This window comes from Bacillus sp. FSL R5-0286 (genome assembly GCF_038593245.1).
In the GTDB taxonomy this organism is placed as follows: domain Bacteria; phylum Bacillota; class Bacilli; order Bacillales; family Bacillaceae; genus Bacillus; species Bacillus altitudinis.
Map to the genome: position 1 here is coordinate 2,176,036 of NZ_CP151977.1, position 15,142 is coordinate 2,191,177.

A 15,142-nucleotide genomic window follows, 5' to 3' on the forward strand; every position below is an offset into this window, starting at 1 on the left:
ATGAATCCCAATAAATTAACACCTGGATACAACATCATGTGGGAATCAAGCCGAATGATGCTACCAGAGCACCGAGAGCAACTACTTGCTCAAAAACGAAAGAAAAAAGAATATACACCTCTACCGCTCAGCTCCGATCAGCTAGAGGAAATGAATGTTTTGATCACACAGTCGATTACCGAGGATCAAGCGATTTGCGTGACATATGTCTCATCAGGCATGAAAGCACAGTTTTGGGGCTGGGTGAAAGCCATTCATTATGAAACACGCCAAATGAAAATCGTGAATGACGAAGATGTTCTAAACCTTTCCTTACATCAAATTATTGCCATCGATCTCAATTGATTTTCGCAAAACGAAAACATGATCATCGAAAAACACGCTTCGTTTTTCTGAAAAAATTATGACCCATCAAGGCTTAAAACCTTGAAAACGAGGCATATGCTCTTCGAATGAACGGAACGGTTCAAGCTTCTCTGTCATTTGACGGATGACTCCTCCATCAAATTGTGTATTTAATTTGCACAATTTTTCATGTATGATTGGAACATCTTACAAACTCAGGGGAGACACAGCATGAAAAATAACTTACGCACTTTACATCCACTTAGTTGGACGATCATCATCGGCACGATATTTGGCCGAATGGCGACATCCATGAGCATTCCCTTTTTAGCCGTTTATTTGACACAAGTCAAAGGCGCCTCAGCCTCTTCAGCTGGATTGATCATTGCCGTCAGCTCTCTTATTGGGATTGTTGCGAGTTTTTACGGCGGCTATGTTTCCGACCGAATTGGCAGAAAAAAGGTCATGCTTTTATCCATCTTTGGCTGGACACTTGTCTTTGTTGGCTTCGCATTTGCAGATGCCATTTGGGTCTTCTTTTTTATGAATGCTTTAAATGGACTGTGCCGGGCGCTGTTTGAACCAACGTCTAAAGCACTCTTATCCGATGTCACCCCATCGAGCATTCGGTTGTTTGTCTTTAACTTACGGTATACGGCCATTAACATTGGTGTCATTTTCGGCCCACTGCTTGGCTTATATCTCGGGTCATCAAAAACGACTTTTCCATTTCTCGTCGCTGCCCTCATTTACTTGTTGTACGGGTTAACGCTGGCATGGCAATTTCAAAAGCACCCAGTGGCTGCTCCAGAAAGCACCAAACAAATCGGCGTCAAAAAAGCTCTTTCCATTATTCAGAAAGATACGGTCTTTAGCATCATCCTCATTGGCGTTACTTTATGTTCATTTGGCTATTCACACCTAAGCTCAACACTGCCTCAATATTTATCGGCATCCCCTATGATTGAGGATGGCCCTAAACTGTTTGGGTATCTTTTATCCTTAAACGCAGTGGTTGTCATTGTCGTTCAGTACCCGCTGATTATGATCGCTAAGCGCTATTCAACGATTTTGTCGTTAACGACTGGGAACGTGCTTCTAGCAGGCAGTTTGTTTGCCATTGCTTTTTCACAAAGTCTCGGTACGCTTGCTTTTATCATTGTCGTGTTTACGATTGGTGAAGTGCTGCTCTTTGCGATGATGGATCTGTTTGTAGACAATATTGCAAAACCTGAAGTGAAAGGGTCATACTTCGGCGCAATGGGGTTTTCTCAGCTCGGCAGCGTCGTCGGACCGTTTGTCGGAGGATTGTGTATTGACTTATTTGGCGCAGCCCATCCCCTTTCTATTTTTTCAGTCTTGGCGATTGTCACCGCTGCAGGCGTTCCGTTTTTACTTATCGGATACTACCGCCTAAAAAAACGAACGGCGGCTGCCGTGGCTGTGAAAGTAAGTGGAGGTCATTAAAAAAACCGCTCTCAATTTGAGCGGTTTTCTTTATACCCTGCGGATGGCGATCTCTTCCACCTTATGCTGATCGCCTTTTTTTAAAATCAAATCGGCTCTATATTTTGTCGGCAAAATATTTTCATATAAATTTGGCCGGTTCACTGTATTCCAAATCGTGCTTGCCATCTGATCTGCTTCTTCATCTGTCAAATCTTTGTATTGATGAAAGAAGGATTCAGGGTCTTGGAAGGCTGTTTCCCGCAGCAAACGGAACCGTTCTTTATACCAGCATTGAATTTGCGTCTCAGCGGCATCTACATAAATCGAAAAATCGAAGTAATCTGATACAAACACGCGCGGCTCATCCTTCAGATCATCCAGTGCCGGTGATTGCAACACGTTGATCCCTTCAATGATGACAATATCTGCATCTTCTACTGTTTCATACACCCCTTCAAGACGGTCATAGGTCAGATGTGAATATACAGGTGCATGCACAGTTTGTTTCCCTGATTTTAATTCATTTAAAAACGAAAGTAGTGCTTTAACATCATAGCTTTCCGGGAAGCCTTTCTTTTCCATCAGCCCCCGATCTTTTAACTCTTTTTGAGGATACAAAAAGCCGTCCGTTGTTACGAGACTCACCTTCAGCCCATCTCCAAGCCTTGATAAAAGTGTTTCAATAATACGTGCTGTCGTGCTTTTTCCGACGGCCACACTTCCTGCAATCCCAATTAAAAAAGGGATTTTCGCATGATGCGGGTAGTTTAAAAAAGCATTGACATGCTGATTTTTTTGTTTTTCTGCAAAGACATGTAATGTCAGAAACCGAATAAGCGGTATGTAAATATCTCGCACTTCTTCTAGCGATAAGTAGTCGTTTAATCCTTGAAGTGCTCTCACTTCTTCTTCTGAAACAGATACCGGCATATATTCTCCAAGAGCGGCCCATGCCTCTCTCGTATGGCGTGTATATAGTGTATTAAAATCTAGTCGTTCGTCACCCAAAGTCTTTCCCACCAATCTAAACTAAACTCATAACCAAAAAGACGATAATCCGATTGTAGCTTAAAATGAAGGCGCTGTCTTTATTTTTCAACGAAAGTTTGCTTCTTTTGCGAAAAAAAAGCATTAAATAAAGGAAAATGAGGGTAAATAAGAGTATTCAGTTTGATAGATAGAAGGGAGCACACCAAATGAAATATGTGATGATTGGCGGAGATGCAGCAGGAATGAGCTGCGCTATGCAAATATATAGAGAGGATCCAGACGCACAAATTGTAGCTTTTGAAAAAGGAGAGATTTTCTCATATGGACAGTGCGGGCTCCCCTACTTGATCGGCGGTCTCATTGATCATCACAGAAAACTCATCGCACGTAGCGCTGAAACTTTTCGTGACAAATACGGAATTGATGCCAGATGCTTACACGAAGTGACCTCAATTGACCCGGAGCAAAAAACAATATCGGGTATTCATTCTAAAACAAAAGAGCCCTTTACAGAAACGTATGACCGTCTGTTAATTGCGACAGGAGCAAGCCCCGTCACACTTGATCTAGACAGTCATTCATTAGAAGGTGTCCACGTATTAAAAACAATCCCGCATGCGCTGTCTATTTTAGACAATCTAAAAAAAGATGTCACACATATCACGATCATCGGCGGAGGGTATATCGGCTTAGAAATGGCAGAAAATTTAAAAGGGCTAGGCAAAGACGTTCATATCATTCAGCGGGGGGCAACACTTGGCCCAGGCTTTGATCCCGATATGGCAAAATATCTGAAAGAAGAAGCGGACAATCAAAGCATTCAAGTAGTACTTGGTGAAACAGTGCAAAAATTGAAGGGCAAGACACATGTAACAGCTGTTCAAACAGACAAACAGACCATTGAAACAGATATGGTCATCATTGCCGTTGGCGTCACTCCGCAAACATCCTTTTTAGACAGCACAGGAATTCAGCGTCTTCAAAATGGTGCAGTTGTTGTGAATGAATACATGCAGACGAATGTACAAGATATCTATGCGGCGGGTGACTGCGCAGCGACCTACCACCGTATCAAAAAGGAACTGGACTATATTCCGCTCGGCACGACAGCAAATAAACAAGGAAGAATCGCAGGTTTTCATATGACAGGAACAAACCGCGCGTTTCAAGGCGTAACCGGCACAGCGGTGATGAAATTTATGGACGTGACGGCAGGGCGAACGGGTTTATCAGAGAAAGAAGCAAAACACGCAGGCCTTCCTTTCTCCACCATCACCATCGACAGCACTGACCACGCTGGATATTACCCAGATGCAGAGAAAATAAAAGTGAAACTGATTTACAGAAGCGATGATCACACCTTGCTTGGCGCACAAATCATCGGTAAAGAAGGTGTTGATAAACGAATTGATGTCATGGCAACTGCTCTTTATCAAGGGCTGACTGTGACAGACCTTGAAGATTTAGATATTAGCTATGCCCCTCCTTTTAACAGTGTATGGGATCCACTTCAGCAAGCGGCAAGACGAATATAGAAAAAGGAGTGAAGCCATTGACCATTCAACAAATTGCTACGATTGAAATTCCTGTGACTGATATCACCCGGGCTGTCTCTTGGTATGAACAGATTTTAGAGATGATCGTTCTACATCAATCAGAAGAAGCCGCCATGCTCACTTTTACCCATGGCGAGGGACCTTCTTTTTATCTCGTCAAAACAAAACACGAGAAACGAATCTACTTTATGAACTCTTTTACAGGAGTTCGGCATAGTATGATTGATCTATTTGTGAAGGATTTAAAAAACTTTCACCAGTATTTAAGCGAGCATGAAGTGACCGTATCGGATATTCAAATATTAGCTGACCCAGACTTAGGCGGTTTTAGCTTCGAAGATGTTGATGGCAATGTCTTTGGCGTCACCAATATCAAGCCCCATCAAACAAAAAAAGAAACCAGACTGTGACCGGTTTCTTTTTTTTGTTATTTTTTCATCATCGCTTTACGTGCTGCTTTTTCAAATAAAAACGGGAATAATTGATACAACTTACTGCCAGCATTCATCCATCCTGGTAAATTAATCTCTCTTTTTTTCGTCATCATGGCGGATACGACCTTCCCTGCTACCTTGTCAGCACTGAGCATCATAAAATCAACATTTTTCACATATTCACCACTGCGGTCTGCAATGGTAAAGAAGTCTGTGGCAATCGGTCCTGGATTGACGGTTGTGACATGAATTCCGCTGTCTGCCAGCTCCATTCTCAGGCTGTTTGAAAAACCGAGAACCGCATGCTTTGATGCGGAATAGATGGCGGATTTAGGGGTGGCAATTTTGCCTGCCTGTGACGCAATATTGATAATATGTCCCTTCCCTCTTTGTTTCATCTCAGGAAGGACCTTTTTTGTGCAGGCAATTAAACCAAAGACATTGACCTCAAACATCGACACCATTTCCTCAATGGATGCGTCTTCGACGAGATCGAACACACCAAAGCCGGCATTGTTCACCAAAATATCAACAGCACCCACTTGTTGATAGGCTTGATCAATGTCCTCAAGCTGACTGACATCAAGCTGAACGATGTGACATACGCCGCCAGCACTTATAATCTTTTCTTGTACACCTGCGAGCTTTTCAATTCGTCTTGCCGACACAATGATTTCTGCTCCTTCGGCTGCTGCCAAGTACGCCATCTTTTCACCAATACCGCCTGAAGCACCTGTAATCCATATTCTCTTTCCTGTTAGTCGCCCCATTTATTTCACTCCTTCATTTGCTCGATAGTAGAGGGTTCCGTCTTTTTGCACTTCTTCAATTTGTCCAGCCGCTAAAAGCACATCAAGCTGTCCGACTGTCTCAGACATTGTCAGAAATAATGCTTCTTCATACAGGCCCGGAAATAGGGTACGACAAAGATGAAAGGCGGTCATTTCCTTTCGTTGAAGCAGCTGATACATCGTATTTGCCCGTTTTTCCTGTTTTTTAAATCTTTCTTCGATCAATTCGTGATGAGAGGTAATGAGCTGGCCATGCCCTGGATAAATCGCCTGAATGGGCAAATGCAATAAACGCTCGAGTGATGCTTTATATTGAAGCAGCGATTTTTGACGTTCTGTTCCTTTCATTGGCGCTTCCATTAACGGATTGGAAGAAATGGTCGTAAGCAGCAGATCACCGCCGATGAAATTCCCTGTTGTTTCATCTAAAAAAGAAAGATGAGATTGTGCATGTCCCGGTGTCTCTAGCACTTGGAAGTGCTCATGTCCCTTCAAACGATCGCCTTCTTTTATGACGTCATCGACATGTGCCGTACATGAATATGTATAGGACTGCCTCACAATTCTTTCACACTCACCTTGACGAAGCGGCACACCTAACTGCTGAAAAAAATCATTCATAAAATGGATTTGACGCTGTTTAAACGCTTCATCCTGACTAATATAGGGCTCATTCAACTCGTGTCCGATGACACGGACATGAGGTTTCATCAGATCTAAAAGACCGACATGATCTGCATGATGATGTGTCAAAACCACTTGATCAATATCATCTATTGATAAATGATGTTCCTTTAATTGCGTGACAAAGGCATACTGCGCCTCTTGTGTCATCGGTCCGCAATCGACTAAGGTCACGGCATCGCCTTTTAATACATATGCATGGACATCCCCCACCGCAAACGGTGTAGGGATGGATAATTGAATCATTTCTTCTTTCACTTTTATACGTCATCTCCTGATTTTTGACTCATAGATCATCTGAACTCACTCTTCTTTATTCATTGTATCTTGCAAAGGGCAGACTGTCATGCGGTTTAGATGGTCAATTTTTTTATCTCTCCCTATTGACACAAACTTGTCCATCGTTGCATAATGAACAACAAATATAAGATGCGCGATGACAAGGATTAGTAAGCAAAATAACGATGCAAGAGAGTGAGGTCCGCCGGCTGTAAGACTTCACCATCCTCTTATTTGCTGAACCTGCCCTTTGAGCTGTTAGGCAAACCTAAACGTTTCCCGCGTTAAGGGACTAGAGCTGAGTATGCATGATTGCATGCTAATTGAGGGTGGTACCGCGAAAAACCTTTCGTCCTTTGCAGACGAGAGGTTTTTTTATTTTCTACAAGGAGGAGCAGCTTATGAGTAAAATTGGATTTATTGGTGCAGGCTCAATGGCCGAGTCTATGATTAAAGGTCTTTTAAAGAGCGGCATTATGTCAAATGAAGATATCATTGTCACAAATAAAACAAATGAAAAACGATTAGAAGAATTAAATGGACGTTATGGAGTCAAAACAGATTTCGCTCGTTCCTTTATTTATGAAGAAGCCGATATGCTGGTGTTTGCTTTAAAACCAAAAGATGCAGAAAGTGGCATTTCTGAAGTAAGGCCCCATTTAAATGGACAGCTGATTATTTCTATTTTAGCGGGCATTTCTATTGAAACCATTCAGCATTATGCTGGCGCAAAAACGGCGGTGGTTCGTGCGATGCCAAATACATCAGCAGCCATACAACAATCAGCTACTGGCATTGCTGTCAGTGATGAAGTCACAGAGGCGCAAAAGGAAAAAGCAGTTCAGCTGTTTGAAACGATCGGTCATGTGACGGTTTTAGATGAATCACAGCTGAATGCGGTCACAGCCATTGCAGGCAGCGGTCCTGCCTTTATTTATCATTTGATTGAAGGAATGGAGCGAGGTGCATCGGAACTTGGGATGGACCAAGAGACAGCGAAATTGCTCATTTGTCAAATGATTGCAGGCGCTGCAAATATGCTTCAAGATAGCGGTAAGGAACCTGCTGAATTGCGCAAAGAAATTACGAGCGAAGGTGGAACGACAGAAGCAGGACTGAATACCCTTGCTTCCTATCAATTTGAAGAAGCGATTGTCGATTGTGTGAAAACAGCGACAAAACGTGCAGCAGAATTAAACGATATGTTTTCAGCGAGTACGTATAAGTGATATGAAAAAGCACCTGTTTTGATGACAGGTGCTTTTTTTACATATGTCCATCTATTTTTCCTCGCTCGTCATTGAATTCAAGCAGTGTGATTGATCTTTTGGTTCTTTCTGTTCTTTATTTAAAGCGGCTTGTTCTATTAGATAATCACGCGCTTGATAAAAATGAACATCAATCAACAATTCTTGGTGCTTCATTGATTAGCACCTCCTCATATAGATGATTTGCTCATGGATAGGATGGCTTTTATTTGGGCGAGGTGATGATTTTCATGTAAAGCAATGGTTTCAGCTAAAATTTGGACTGTCATCGCCCCTTCTTCAGGATGAAAGCCAGAGCAATCCCATGTATCCTCGTGTAATAGCTGGAGTGTGTTGTTTCTGCTCTCTTTTAGGCGCTCAATCAAAGCACGAATCTCTTGTGCGGTGTACCTTTCATAAGCTCTTTCCTTCACATAAATCTCAGGATCATACGATTGGAAAGGTATGTTCTCATTTGAAAGTACCTGCTCTATCCGCTTCGACCAGACTTCCTCTGTATCATACAAATGGCCAGTGATTTGTTTAATAGTCCACTTGCCTTCTTCTAAAGATTGATCTAATGTGCGCTCATCACATGCCTGCACTAGCTCCTCAAGCTCACGAATACTTTCTCGAAGTGATGTGACGATTTCTGTTTTTGTTAATTTTCCGGTTTCCATTGCGTAATCAAAGTCTCCTTTATAGTGAATGCATTTCTCTTTTGGATTCATCTTGCTGTTTCTCTTTTAGTAACAATAAGTTGTTCATCAAACCAGCTAATATCACAAGACCTGCCATACACATAGCAATGACATGAATAGGAATCAGATCTCCGATGAACGCCATAATGATAAATCCACTAATATAAAATATGCGTGATAATGCAAGACCTGCCGAAAAAACCCGGGCTCTTAAATGACTGCTTGCATATGTCATAATATTTGTAGAGTACAAAACTTCGACTGGGCTGTATAATAGATTCGCTAATAAAACAACAAATAAAAATCCAATAAAATTTGTTTGTTGATAGGACAGTGCATGTAATATCGCTAACAATATGATCGATACCGTTGACCATCTTTTATAAAACTGAAAGGAGAATTTCGCTTTTTTAAAATAAGCTGCGAGTGTAATTCCTCCGATTATTTGTCCTAGTCCACTTATTGTATGTCCAAGGCCCAAGCCAAAATTCCCTTCCTTTGCTACTTCTAAAATGTACAAACTAAACATGACATAAACAATGCTTAAAGCGAATTCTCTAGACATCAATATCCATATGGCACTTTGAATTTTGGGTGACCCTTTGATTTCTTCAATGCCCTCTTTAAAGCTTTGAACATATGACACATACTCTTTTTTTTCAGATGTTTCTTTCGCTTTAATAGGGATTAGCAGCATTGCCGATAATAAGAATGTCATCGCATCCACCAAATAAATGGTGGAAACGGACCAGATTTCTGTGACCAACCCGCCTACACCTGTCGCAATCAGCATTGAGGCACTAAAAGACGTTGCCAGTATACTATTTCCCTTAGAAAGCTGCTCTTTATCTAGGATTTCAGGTATCATAGATGAACGAGCAGGCAAGTATATACCTGAAAAAGCACCATTTAACGCTAGTAAAAAATAAAGGATAAACGGTGTCACATTCAATGTAACTACTAAAACAAAGCCTAGTCCTATTATAAAGCGTGCCAAATCTGCAAAAATCACAACTTTCTTATAAGAAAACTTATCTATAATTGGGCTTAAAAGCATAGATGTTAAAATGAGAGGAAGCATTGAACAAATAAATAGAATACTTAGGTGGGTCGCTCTGCCAGTAAGTTCATAGATTAAGCCAATCGTAGCAATCGTTCTAAACCAATCTCCAAAAGCAGATAAGTTTTGTCCAATAAAGAAACTGACAAAGTTCTGATTTTTAAAAAGCGATGTCGTTTCTTTCTTTAAAATCATTAGAGGAGCACCTCTGTCGTCTCATACCAGCCTAATTCTTTTTGCATAAACTCGACGGCTTGATCATAATTAGCTCTTTCTTTTTCTGGTATAAGATCAACTAAAATCGCAGGATACCAAGGTTTCGCTTCTTCTTTTATCACAAAATATTGCTCCGCCTCCTCAACTATCCCTCTTAACATGAGTAATTCTAATTTACGATAAATCTCTTCACGCTTTGGCATTTGATTGAGATGTGCTTTTTCTATTTTCATTGTTTTAGGGAAAAAGACAAGTCTTCTATCAAAAGCATGATACTCTCTAGATTTGACGATAGGTAACTCTTGATTTGTCAGGTTTTCAATATATTTTTGGGTATTTGCTTCATTTGCCCAAATCATACCTTGCATGTACGAGATGGCACCTGTGCCCAGTCCAATATATTGATCTTCATAACCACCGTAAATCACTTCGCCATATTGAAAACGTTTATTTTGATGCTCAGGAGCCATAAATGTATAGACATAATTTTGATGCCAGCCCTTCGTTTTTAAGTGACGATAGAGTGTATCGCTAAACTCAAACTTTTCTTTAGGATTGGGAGGCATAGGAACTTTGCCTTTATTTATTTTTGATAACCATCCCTTTGAACATGCAATGTATTCTAATGGATACGTATCAATACTGGTGCTTCCTAATGCCATCACTCCATTTATGTCCTCTATCATCTCTTCTTTCGTTTGCCCAGGCAGCTGATATAATAAATCAATATTATAGGATTGGAAATGCCGCTTCATTAAGTCTACCGTCTGAGAGATTTGATCAAAACTAGCTGTTAAATTGAACATTTTCCGATAATGTTCGTTTAATGTTTGGACACCAAAGCTCCCTCTATTTGCTCCACCTTCAGACATGGCAGCGACTCTTTCTGGTGTAGCTGTCTTTGCTTCACACTCAAAAGTCCATTCATAGTCAGGTGATAATGTGAAGTTTTCTTTTATTGCAGTCGAAAGTCGATAAATCAGCTCAGGAGGCATAATGGAAGGCGTCCCTCCACCAACAAATACCACATCAAAAGTCATCTTTTGAATATTAGTTGATTGTGATAGAATGCGCATCTCATTGATTAAAGCATCAATATATTTTCCGATCATAGGCTCATATTTTGTGGATTTAATAAAGGGGCAGAACGAACAGATGGTATCACAAAACGGGATATGTAAATATAAAGCATTTTTCCCTTTTTGAAATGTTCGTTCTTTTTGGATGAATTCTGTCACACGAGATTGTGCTCCTTCTTGGCTAGATTGACCAAAAAACGGATAAAGAAAATTCCATAAAGGCGGATGCTCTTCATAATAATTTTTCATATTTGACAATTCTCTCACCCAACTCTCATCTATTTTTAGTCCTTATACAAATTCACAGAGAAGCTAAATCATTCGCTTCTCTGCGGTACACACTGTTTTGTAAGTATTCGGTAATTTTTTAGATCGCAATCCATTCGTTACGTTTCATTTAAATCACCTCCTTACAATTAGGATAATTGTAACTTAATTACATAATTGATTATAATAGACTTTTCTGAATATTTCAATCATTTTAACTATTTTTTGTTAGTTCTATCGTTTCACATTGCCATTTCCATCTATAACTTCTGGCATAATGAAGAATAAAAAGAATATATATTCACAACAAAAAGCCCTATCATCACGATAGGGCTTATCACCACATATGCTTACTCTTTCTCTAATAAAGCATGAATTGTTGATTGTAAGAGCGACGGCAAAACGCCAAAAGAGAATGGGACATGCAGCCGTTCTGTCCATTTGTGCGCATCCTTTCCTAATGGACCAACGTTGATGACAGGAACGTTAAGAGCTTCTTTTTCTCCTTGTGGTAACGAGTAGCCTTTTTGGTATAGCGGCATGTTGGCTGTATAATCGTCTATATCTTGATTTTCAAGCTGTAAGTAGCTTAAATCAGATAAACCAGGAAAATATTTGACTTCTTCTACTTCGATTCCATAGATCTCTTTTGCTTCTCTTTGAATCTTCTTTAAGGTCGTTTGAATATGCAGATCGTTTGTTGAAGAAACTGATGGGTAAAATGGCGGACTATAAAACAACACAATCAGTGCTCCATCTTCCTTACAAAGGGTCGTCAGTTCTGATACAATTTTGGTTGAAAAATCACGATCCCCAAGCTCACCCCGGTTGGCAAAGGCGTAGTTGACAATTCGCTCGACCTCCTGCTTGCCGGATCGTTCAGCAGCTTTTTCGTACAGCTCATGATACGTTAACACCGTGATGTTTGTATCGATGGGTGTAAAATGTTTAAAGCGTTGAAATGCAGCGGTTTTCTGTTTGAGATTGGCTTCGATTTGAGCTGCTGCTTGTTTCGCAGTTTCATAGAGGAGCCCGTGAAGCTCTTCACTAGAGCGGTTCATCATCAGCACATTAAATAAAGAAACAGCCGTGTGAGGCGTTTGAACAGAGTAAGCTTCTTTCAAATCCTTTTGCATCAAATTGGTCGGAGGCGGTGTCACTTCACCATCTACTTCCTCACAATAATCACTATTCAGTTCTAACAGCCTGTTTAATTCAGATACCATAAAATTTGCATTTAATCCTGAGAATGGCTCACCTACATGTGTTTCAATTCCTTTGCAGAAAAATCCCGCAAGTACCTTCCCTATACTACCTGTATAGATGTATTGGTGCGCATCCCCGGGATACTTTTCAAACATCGGCTCACTGTTTAAACAAGCGGTATACTCAAGGTCATACTTCTGCTTGAGCTCCTTTAGTTTCGGAACAGCCTCCAGCATCCCCTGTGAATTCACTTCTTCATCTGGCACTGTGACGAGCAGAATATTTCCTTCAAACCTCCCCGCCATCGCTCTTTCCAGCATGGAAAGCTGGACGGTCAGGCCTGCTTTCATATCCATAGACCCTCGTCCAAACAGCCAGTCACCTGAAGCTAAATCCTCTCTTGCCCTTTTTGGAAGAAGTGCACTTTTTTGAGAAAAGGACGCCATTAACTCTTCGGGCTTACACGCCATATTTTGAAATTCTCCGTAATCCTCTGTATCGACGACATCAAAATGGCTGAGGAGTAAAACAGTACGTGGCAGCGTACTTCGTTTGACAAGTGCCGTTAAAAAATACCGGCCATCTTTCATTGGATGCAAAGCCAAGTGATCAGGATGCTGCTCAAAATATGGCCGCTCCCTCAGCAAGTAATATAAATATTCCGCTAATGCGACTTCTCCCGTTGTACCAGATATGCTTTCATACTGCATCAGAGCTGTGAGTAGCTCCTTTAGTTCACTTTCCGTTTGCCATTTCATCCGTTTATCCCCCTTTGATGTCCATATCTTTCATTATACAAAATCATGTTCAAAAGCTATATGATTTGAGCACCTTTTATGACGAATGTTTGAATGACTGTTATAATCGGCTATACCATTCTATGAGGAGGCGAAGGTAATTGGAAACAAAGCTTTTTTCACCTTGGACATTAAAAGGTGTCACACTCAAAAACCGCATCGTCATGTCCCCGATGTGTATGTATTCATCCTATGACCGTGATGGAAAATTACAGCCTTTCCACTTTGCACATTATATTTCCCGTGCGCAAGGTCAAGCCGGATTAATTATGGTCGAGGCAAGTGCTGTTTCACCTGAGGGAAGAATTAGTGATCAGGACCTCGGAATTTGGGGTGATGAGCACATTGAAGGGTTTGCCTCATTAAACGAACAAATCAAAGCGTACGGAACAAAAACGGCCATCCAGCTAGCCCATGCAGGACGCAAGGCTGAGCTAGATGGTGACATTCTTGCTCCATCCAGCATTCCATTTGACGAGCAATCTAAAAGACCTCTTGAGATGTCTATCGATCAAATAAAAGACACAGTTCAGGCGTTTCAAGATGCCGCTGTCCGCGCCAAGAAAGCTGGATTTGACATCATTGAGATTCATGGTGCGCATGGCTATTTGATTAACGAATTTCTCTCACCGCTTGCCAATCACCGGACAGATGAATATGGCGGTTCACCAGAAAATCGTTATCGCTTCTTGAGAGAAGTTGTTGATGCAGTCAATGAAGTGTGGGATGGACCATTATTTGTCCGTGTATCCGCTTCTGATTACACAACAAAAGGACTAGATATTGCAGATTATATTGGCATTGCCGCATGGCTGAAAGAGCAAGGAGTCGATCTAATTGATGTGAGCTCAGGCGCTGTGGTGCAAGCCAGTATTAAAACATTCCCCGGCTACCAAGTCACCTTTGCTGAGAAAATAAGAGAAGGTGCCGGCATCCAAACAGCCGCTGTTGGTATGATCACATCTGGTGTACAGGCCGAAGAAATTTTACAAAATCAGCGTGCTGACTTGATCTTTATCGGCAGAGAATTTTTACGGGATCCGTATTTCCCAAAAACAGCCGCTAAAGAGCTTCGTACATCCATCGAAAGCCCGCGCCAATACGATCGCGCTTGGTAACATCTTTAAGCAAAAAGGTGTCTATTTTTTGAAATAGGCATCTTTTTTGTTTTTAAGAGAAACATCTTTGCCTTTTGTGCCGTCTTTTAGCTAAAGAACCACTTAGAGGAGATGGAAGAATGAACTCGGCATTGATTGAAAGAACGTATCATATAGATGGACATCACTTTTATACAAGGCATCGTCAAGGAAAAAAGCAAGCCACCATTATTTTTGAAGCAGGATATGGAATTTCAGGCGATACGTGGGCGAATATCGCTCGTGATATTGACCCAGAGCTTGGTGTTTTCTTATATGACCGTTTAGGTAATGGAAAAAGCAGTGAAAGCAAAGAAGGAAGAACTTTGCATAATCTTGCGGATGATTTAGATACACTCTTACATCAAGCCAATATTCAGCCGCCATTTCTCATTGTGGCGCACTCATTTGGCTCTCTTGTCAGCCGCTTATGGGCAAGCCGCAGAAAAGAAGATGTTATCGGTATGGTCCTTCTAGACCCAGCAAGTGAGGAGCAAGAGCAGGTCATTCTGCCGCTCTTATCAAAGGAAGAACGCACTTCATATATGGCGCAGTTCACAGCAGAATGTACACATGAGGACTTTGAGCAAATGCTGCGTACGATCAAAGAGGAGCAAACGCATTATGGGATGATGCCCCTTCTTGTCATTTCATCAGGCAAAAGCCGCTTGTTTCATCCAGCACATGAAGCTTGGCTCAGGCTTCATAAACGAATGCTCACATTGTCATCCCAAAGCGGATGGATTCAGGCGCAGAACAGCTCGCACTATATTCATCACGATGAACCACATATTGTGCAGCTTGCGATTTATGATGTGTGGTGTGCAGCAAAACAGCCTGTCTCTTATTATCAAACAGCTAACTAAAAACAAAAACTCCTTGACCGGACATCAGTCAAGGAGTTT

Annotated in this window: 15 protein-coding genes and 1 other annotated feature; of the genes, 7 read left to right on the top strand and 8 right to left on the bottom strand. The window is 41.3% G+C overall.

Translation table 11 applies throughout. The annotated features are described in order from the left end of the window. On the top strand, positions 1 to 345 hold the full coding sequence (locus tag NST24_RS11115) for a YolD-like family protein (RefSeq protein WP_017367544.1): 345 nt from the start codon (positions 1 to 3) through the stop codon (positions 343 to 345). Positions 346 to 576: 231 nt separating this feature from the next. Further along, positions 577 to 1,812, top strand: a complete 1,236-nt coding sequence (locus NST24_RS11120; protein WP_008343828.1) for an MFS transporter — start codon at positions 577 to 579, stop codon at positions 1,810 to 1,812. Between the two features lie 30 nt (positions 1,813 to 1,842). Here the strand turns inward: NST24_RS11120 and coaA are convergent, their stop codons facing one another. Next, positions 1,843 to 2,802 carry a type I pantothenate kinase gene (coaA, locus tag NST24_RS11125; protein ID WP_008342294.1) on the bottom strand — a complete coding sequence of 320 codons (960 nt, stop codon included), beginning with the start codon at positions 2,800 to 2,802 and terminating at the stop codon, positions 1,843 to 1,845. A gap of 188 nt (positions 2,803 to 2,990) precedes the next feature. On the opposite strand from coaA, the gene NST24_RS11130 reads away from it, so the two are divergent. Next, a complete protein-coding gene (locus NST24_RS11130) occupies positions 2,991 to 4,319 on the top strand; it encodes a CoA-disulfide reductase (protein WP_342461776.1) in 1,329 nt (442 codons plus the stop codon). Between the two features lie 8 nt (positions 4,320 to 4,327). Continuing rightward, positions 4,328 to 4,750, top strand: coding sequence for a VOC family protein (locus tag NST24_RS11135; protein WP_342461777.1), 423 nt, complete (start codon positions 4,328 to 4,330; stop codon positions 4,748 to 4,750). A gap of 17 nt (positions 4,751 to 4,767) precedes the next feature. On the opposite strand, the gene NST24_RS11140 is transcribed toward NST24_RS11135, so the two are convergent. Both NST24_RS11140 and NST24_RS11145 read right to left on the bottom strand, forming a co-directional pair. Further along, the gene (locus tag NST24_RS11140; RefSeq protein ID WP_144665762.1) at positions 4,768 to 5,544 is read right to left on the bottom strand and encodes an SDR family oxidoreductase; all 777 of its coding nucleotides are present in this window, start codon (positions 5,542 to 5,544) and stop codon (positions 4,768 to 4,770) included. Then, entirely contained in the window at positions 5,545 to 6,507 is a 963-nt protein-coding gene (locus NST24_RS11145) for an MBL fold metallo-hydrolase (protein ID WP_342461778.1), read from the bottom strand. Between the two features lie 169 nt (positions 6,508 to 6,676). Beyond that, positions 6,677 to 6,888, top strand: a binding site (T-box leader). Between the two features lie 41 nt (positions 6,889 to 6,929). Here NST24_RS11145 and proC point away from each other — a divergent pair. After that, positions 6,930 to 7,757, top strand: coding sequence for a pyrroline-5-carboxylate reductase (gene proC / locus NST24_RS11150; protein WP_216894653.1), 828 nt, complete (start codon positions 6,930 to 6,932; stop codon positions 7,755 to 7,757). A gap of 51 nt (positions 7,758 to 7,808) precedes the next feature. Here proC and NST24_RS11155 read toward each other — a convergent pair whose 3' ends face one another. The 5 genes from NST24_RS11155 to NST24_RS11175 all read right to left on the bottom strand — a co-directional run bounded on the left by NST24_RS11155 (position 7,809) and on the right by NST24_RS11175 (position 13,062). After that, complete coding sequence (locus tag NST24_RS11155) at positions 7,809 to 7,952, bottom strand: hypothetical protein (protein WP_017367548.1); 144 nt, start codon at positions 7,950 to 7,952, stop codon at positions 7,809 to 7,811. A gap of 14 nt (positions 7,953 to 7,966) precedes the next feature. Continuing rightward, positions 7,967 to 8,506 (bottom strand): DinB family protein, encoded by a 540-nt coding sequence (locus NST24_RS11160; RefSeq protein ID WP_017367549.1) that lies wholly within the window; start codon positions 8,504 to 8,506, stop codon positions 7,967 to 7,969. After that, entirely contained in the window at positions 8,475 to 9,731 is a 1,257-nt protein-coding gene (locus NST24_RS11165; RefSeq protein WP_017367550.1) for an MFS transporter, read from the bottom strand. The genes NST24_RS11160 and NST24_RS11165 overlap by 32 nt, the downstream gene beginning before the upstream one ends. Then, positions 9,731 to 11,080, bottom strand: a complete 1,350-nt coding sequence (locus NST24_RS11170) for a radical SAM protein (protein ID WP_017367551.1) — start codon at positions 11,078 to 11,080, stop codon at positions 9,731 to 9,733. The genes NST24_RS11165 and NST24_RS11170 overlap by 1 nt, the downstream gene beginning before the upstream one ends. A gap of 368 nt (positions 11,081 to 11,448) precedes the next feature. Beyond that, entirely contained in the window at positions 11,449 to 13,062 is a 1,614-nt protein-coding gene (locus NST24_RS11175; RefSeq protein ID WP_342461779.1) for a M20/M25/M40 family metallo-hydrolase, read from the bottom strand. A gap of 140 nt (positions 13,063 to 13,202) precedes the next feature. On the opposite strand from NST24_RS11175, the gene namA reads away from it, so the two are divergent. Both namA and NST24_RS11185 read left to right on the top strand, forming a co-directional pair. Continuing rightward, the gene (namA, locus tag NST24_RS11180) at positions 13,203 to 14,219 is read left to right on the top strand and encodes an NADPH dehydrogenase NamA (protein WP_342461780.1); all 1,017 of its coding nucleotides are present in this window, start codon (positions 13,203 to 13,205) and stop codon (positions 14,217 to 14,219) included. 119 nt (positions 14,220 to 14,338) lie between these two features. Further along, complete coding sequence (locus NST24_RS11185; protein ID WP_342461781.1) at positions 14,339 to 15,103, top strand: alpha/beta hydrolase; 765 nt, start codon at positions 14,339 to 14,341, stop codon at positions 15,101 to 15,103. Positions 15,104 to 15,142: the final 39 nt, after the last annotated feature.

Bases quoted from the DNA above. Each gene is read 5' to 3' on its own strand.
- NST24_RS11115 (WP_017367544.1), top strand. From the start codon at position 1: ATGAATCCCAATAAATTAACACCTGGATACAACATCATGTGGGAATCA.
- NST24_RS11120 (WP_008343828.1), top strand. From the start codon at position 577: ATGAAAAATAACTTACGCACTTTACATCCACTTAGTTGGACGATCATC.
- NST24_RS11165 (WP_017367550.1), bottom strand. From the start codon at position 9,731: ATGATTTTAAAGAAAGAAACGACATCGCTTTTTAAAAATCAGAACTTT.
- NST24_RS11160 (WP_017367549.1), bottom strand. From the start codon at position 8,506: ATGAATCCAAAAGAGAAATGCATTCACTATAAAGGAGACTTTGATTAC.
- NST24_RS11175 (WP_342461779.1), bottom strand. From the start codon at position 13,062: ATGAAATGGCAAACGGAAAGTGAACTAAAGGAGCTACTCACAGCTCTG.
- NST24_RS11155 (WP_017367548.1), bottom strand. From the start codon at position 7,952: ATGAAGCACCAAGAATTGTTGATTGATGTTCATTTTTATCAAGCGCGT.
- NST24_RS11140 (WP_144665762.1), bottom strand. From the start codon at position 5,544: ATGGGGCGACTAACAGGAAAGAGAATATGGATTACAGGTGCTTCAGGC.
- proC (WP_216894653.1), top strand. From the start codon at position 6,930: ATGAGTAAAATTGGATTTATTGGTGCAGGCTCAATGGCCGAGTCTATG.
- NST24_RS11170 (WP_017367551.1), bottom strand. From the start codon at position 11,080: ATGAAAAATTATTATGAAGAGCATCCGCCTTTATGGAATTTTCTTTAT.
- NST24_RS11185 (WP_342461781.1), top strand. From the start codon at position 14,339: ATGAACTCGGCATTGATTGAAAGAACGTATCATATAGATGGACATCAC.
- NST24_RS11130 (WP_342461776.1), top strand. From the start codon at position 2,991: ATGAAATATGTGATGATTGGCGGAGATGCAGCAGGAATGAGCTGCGCT.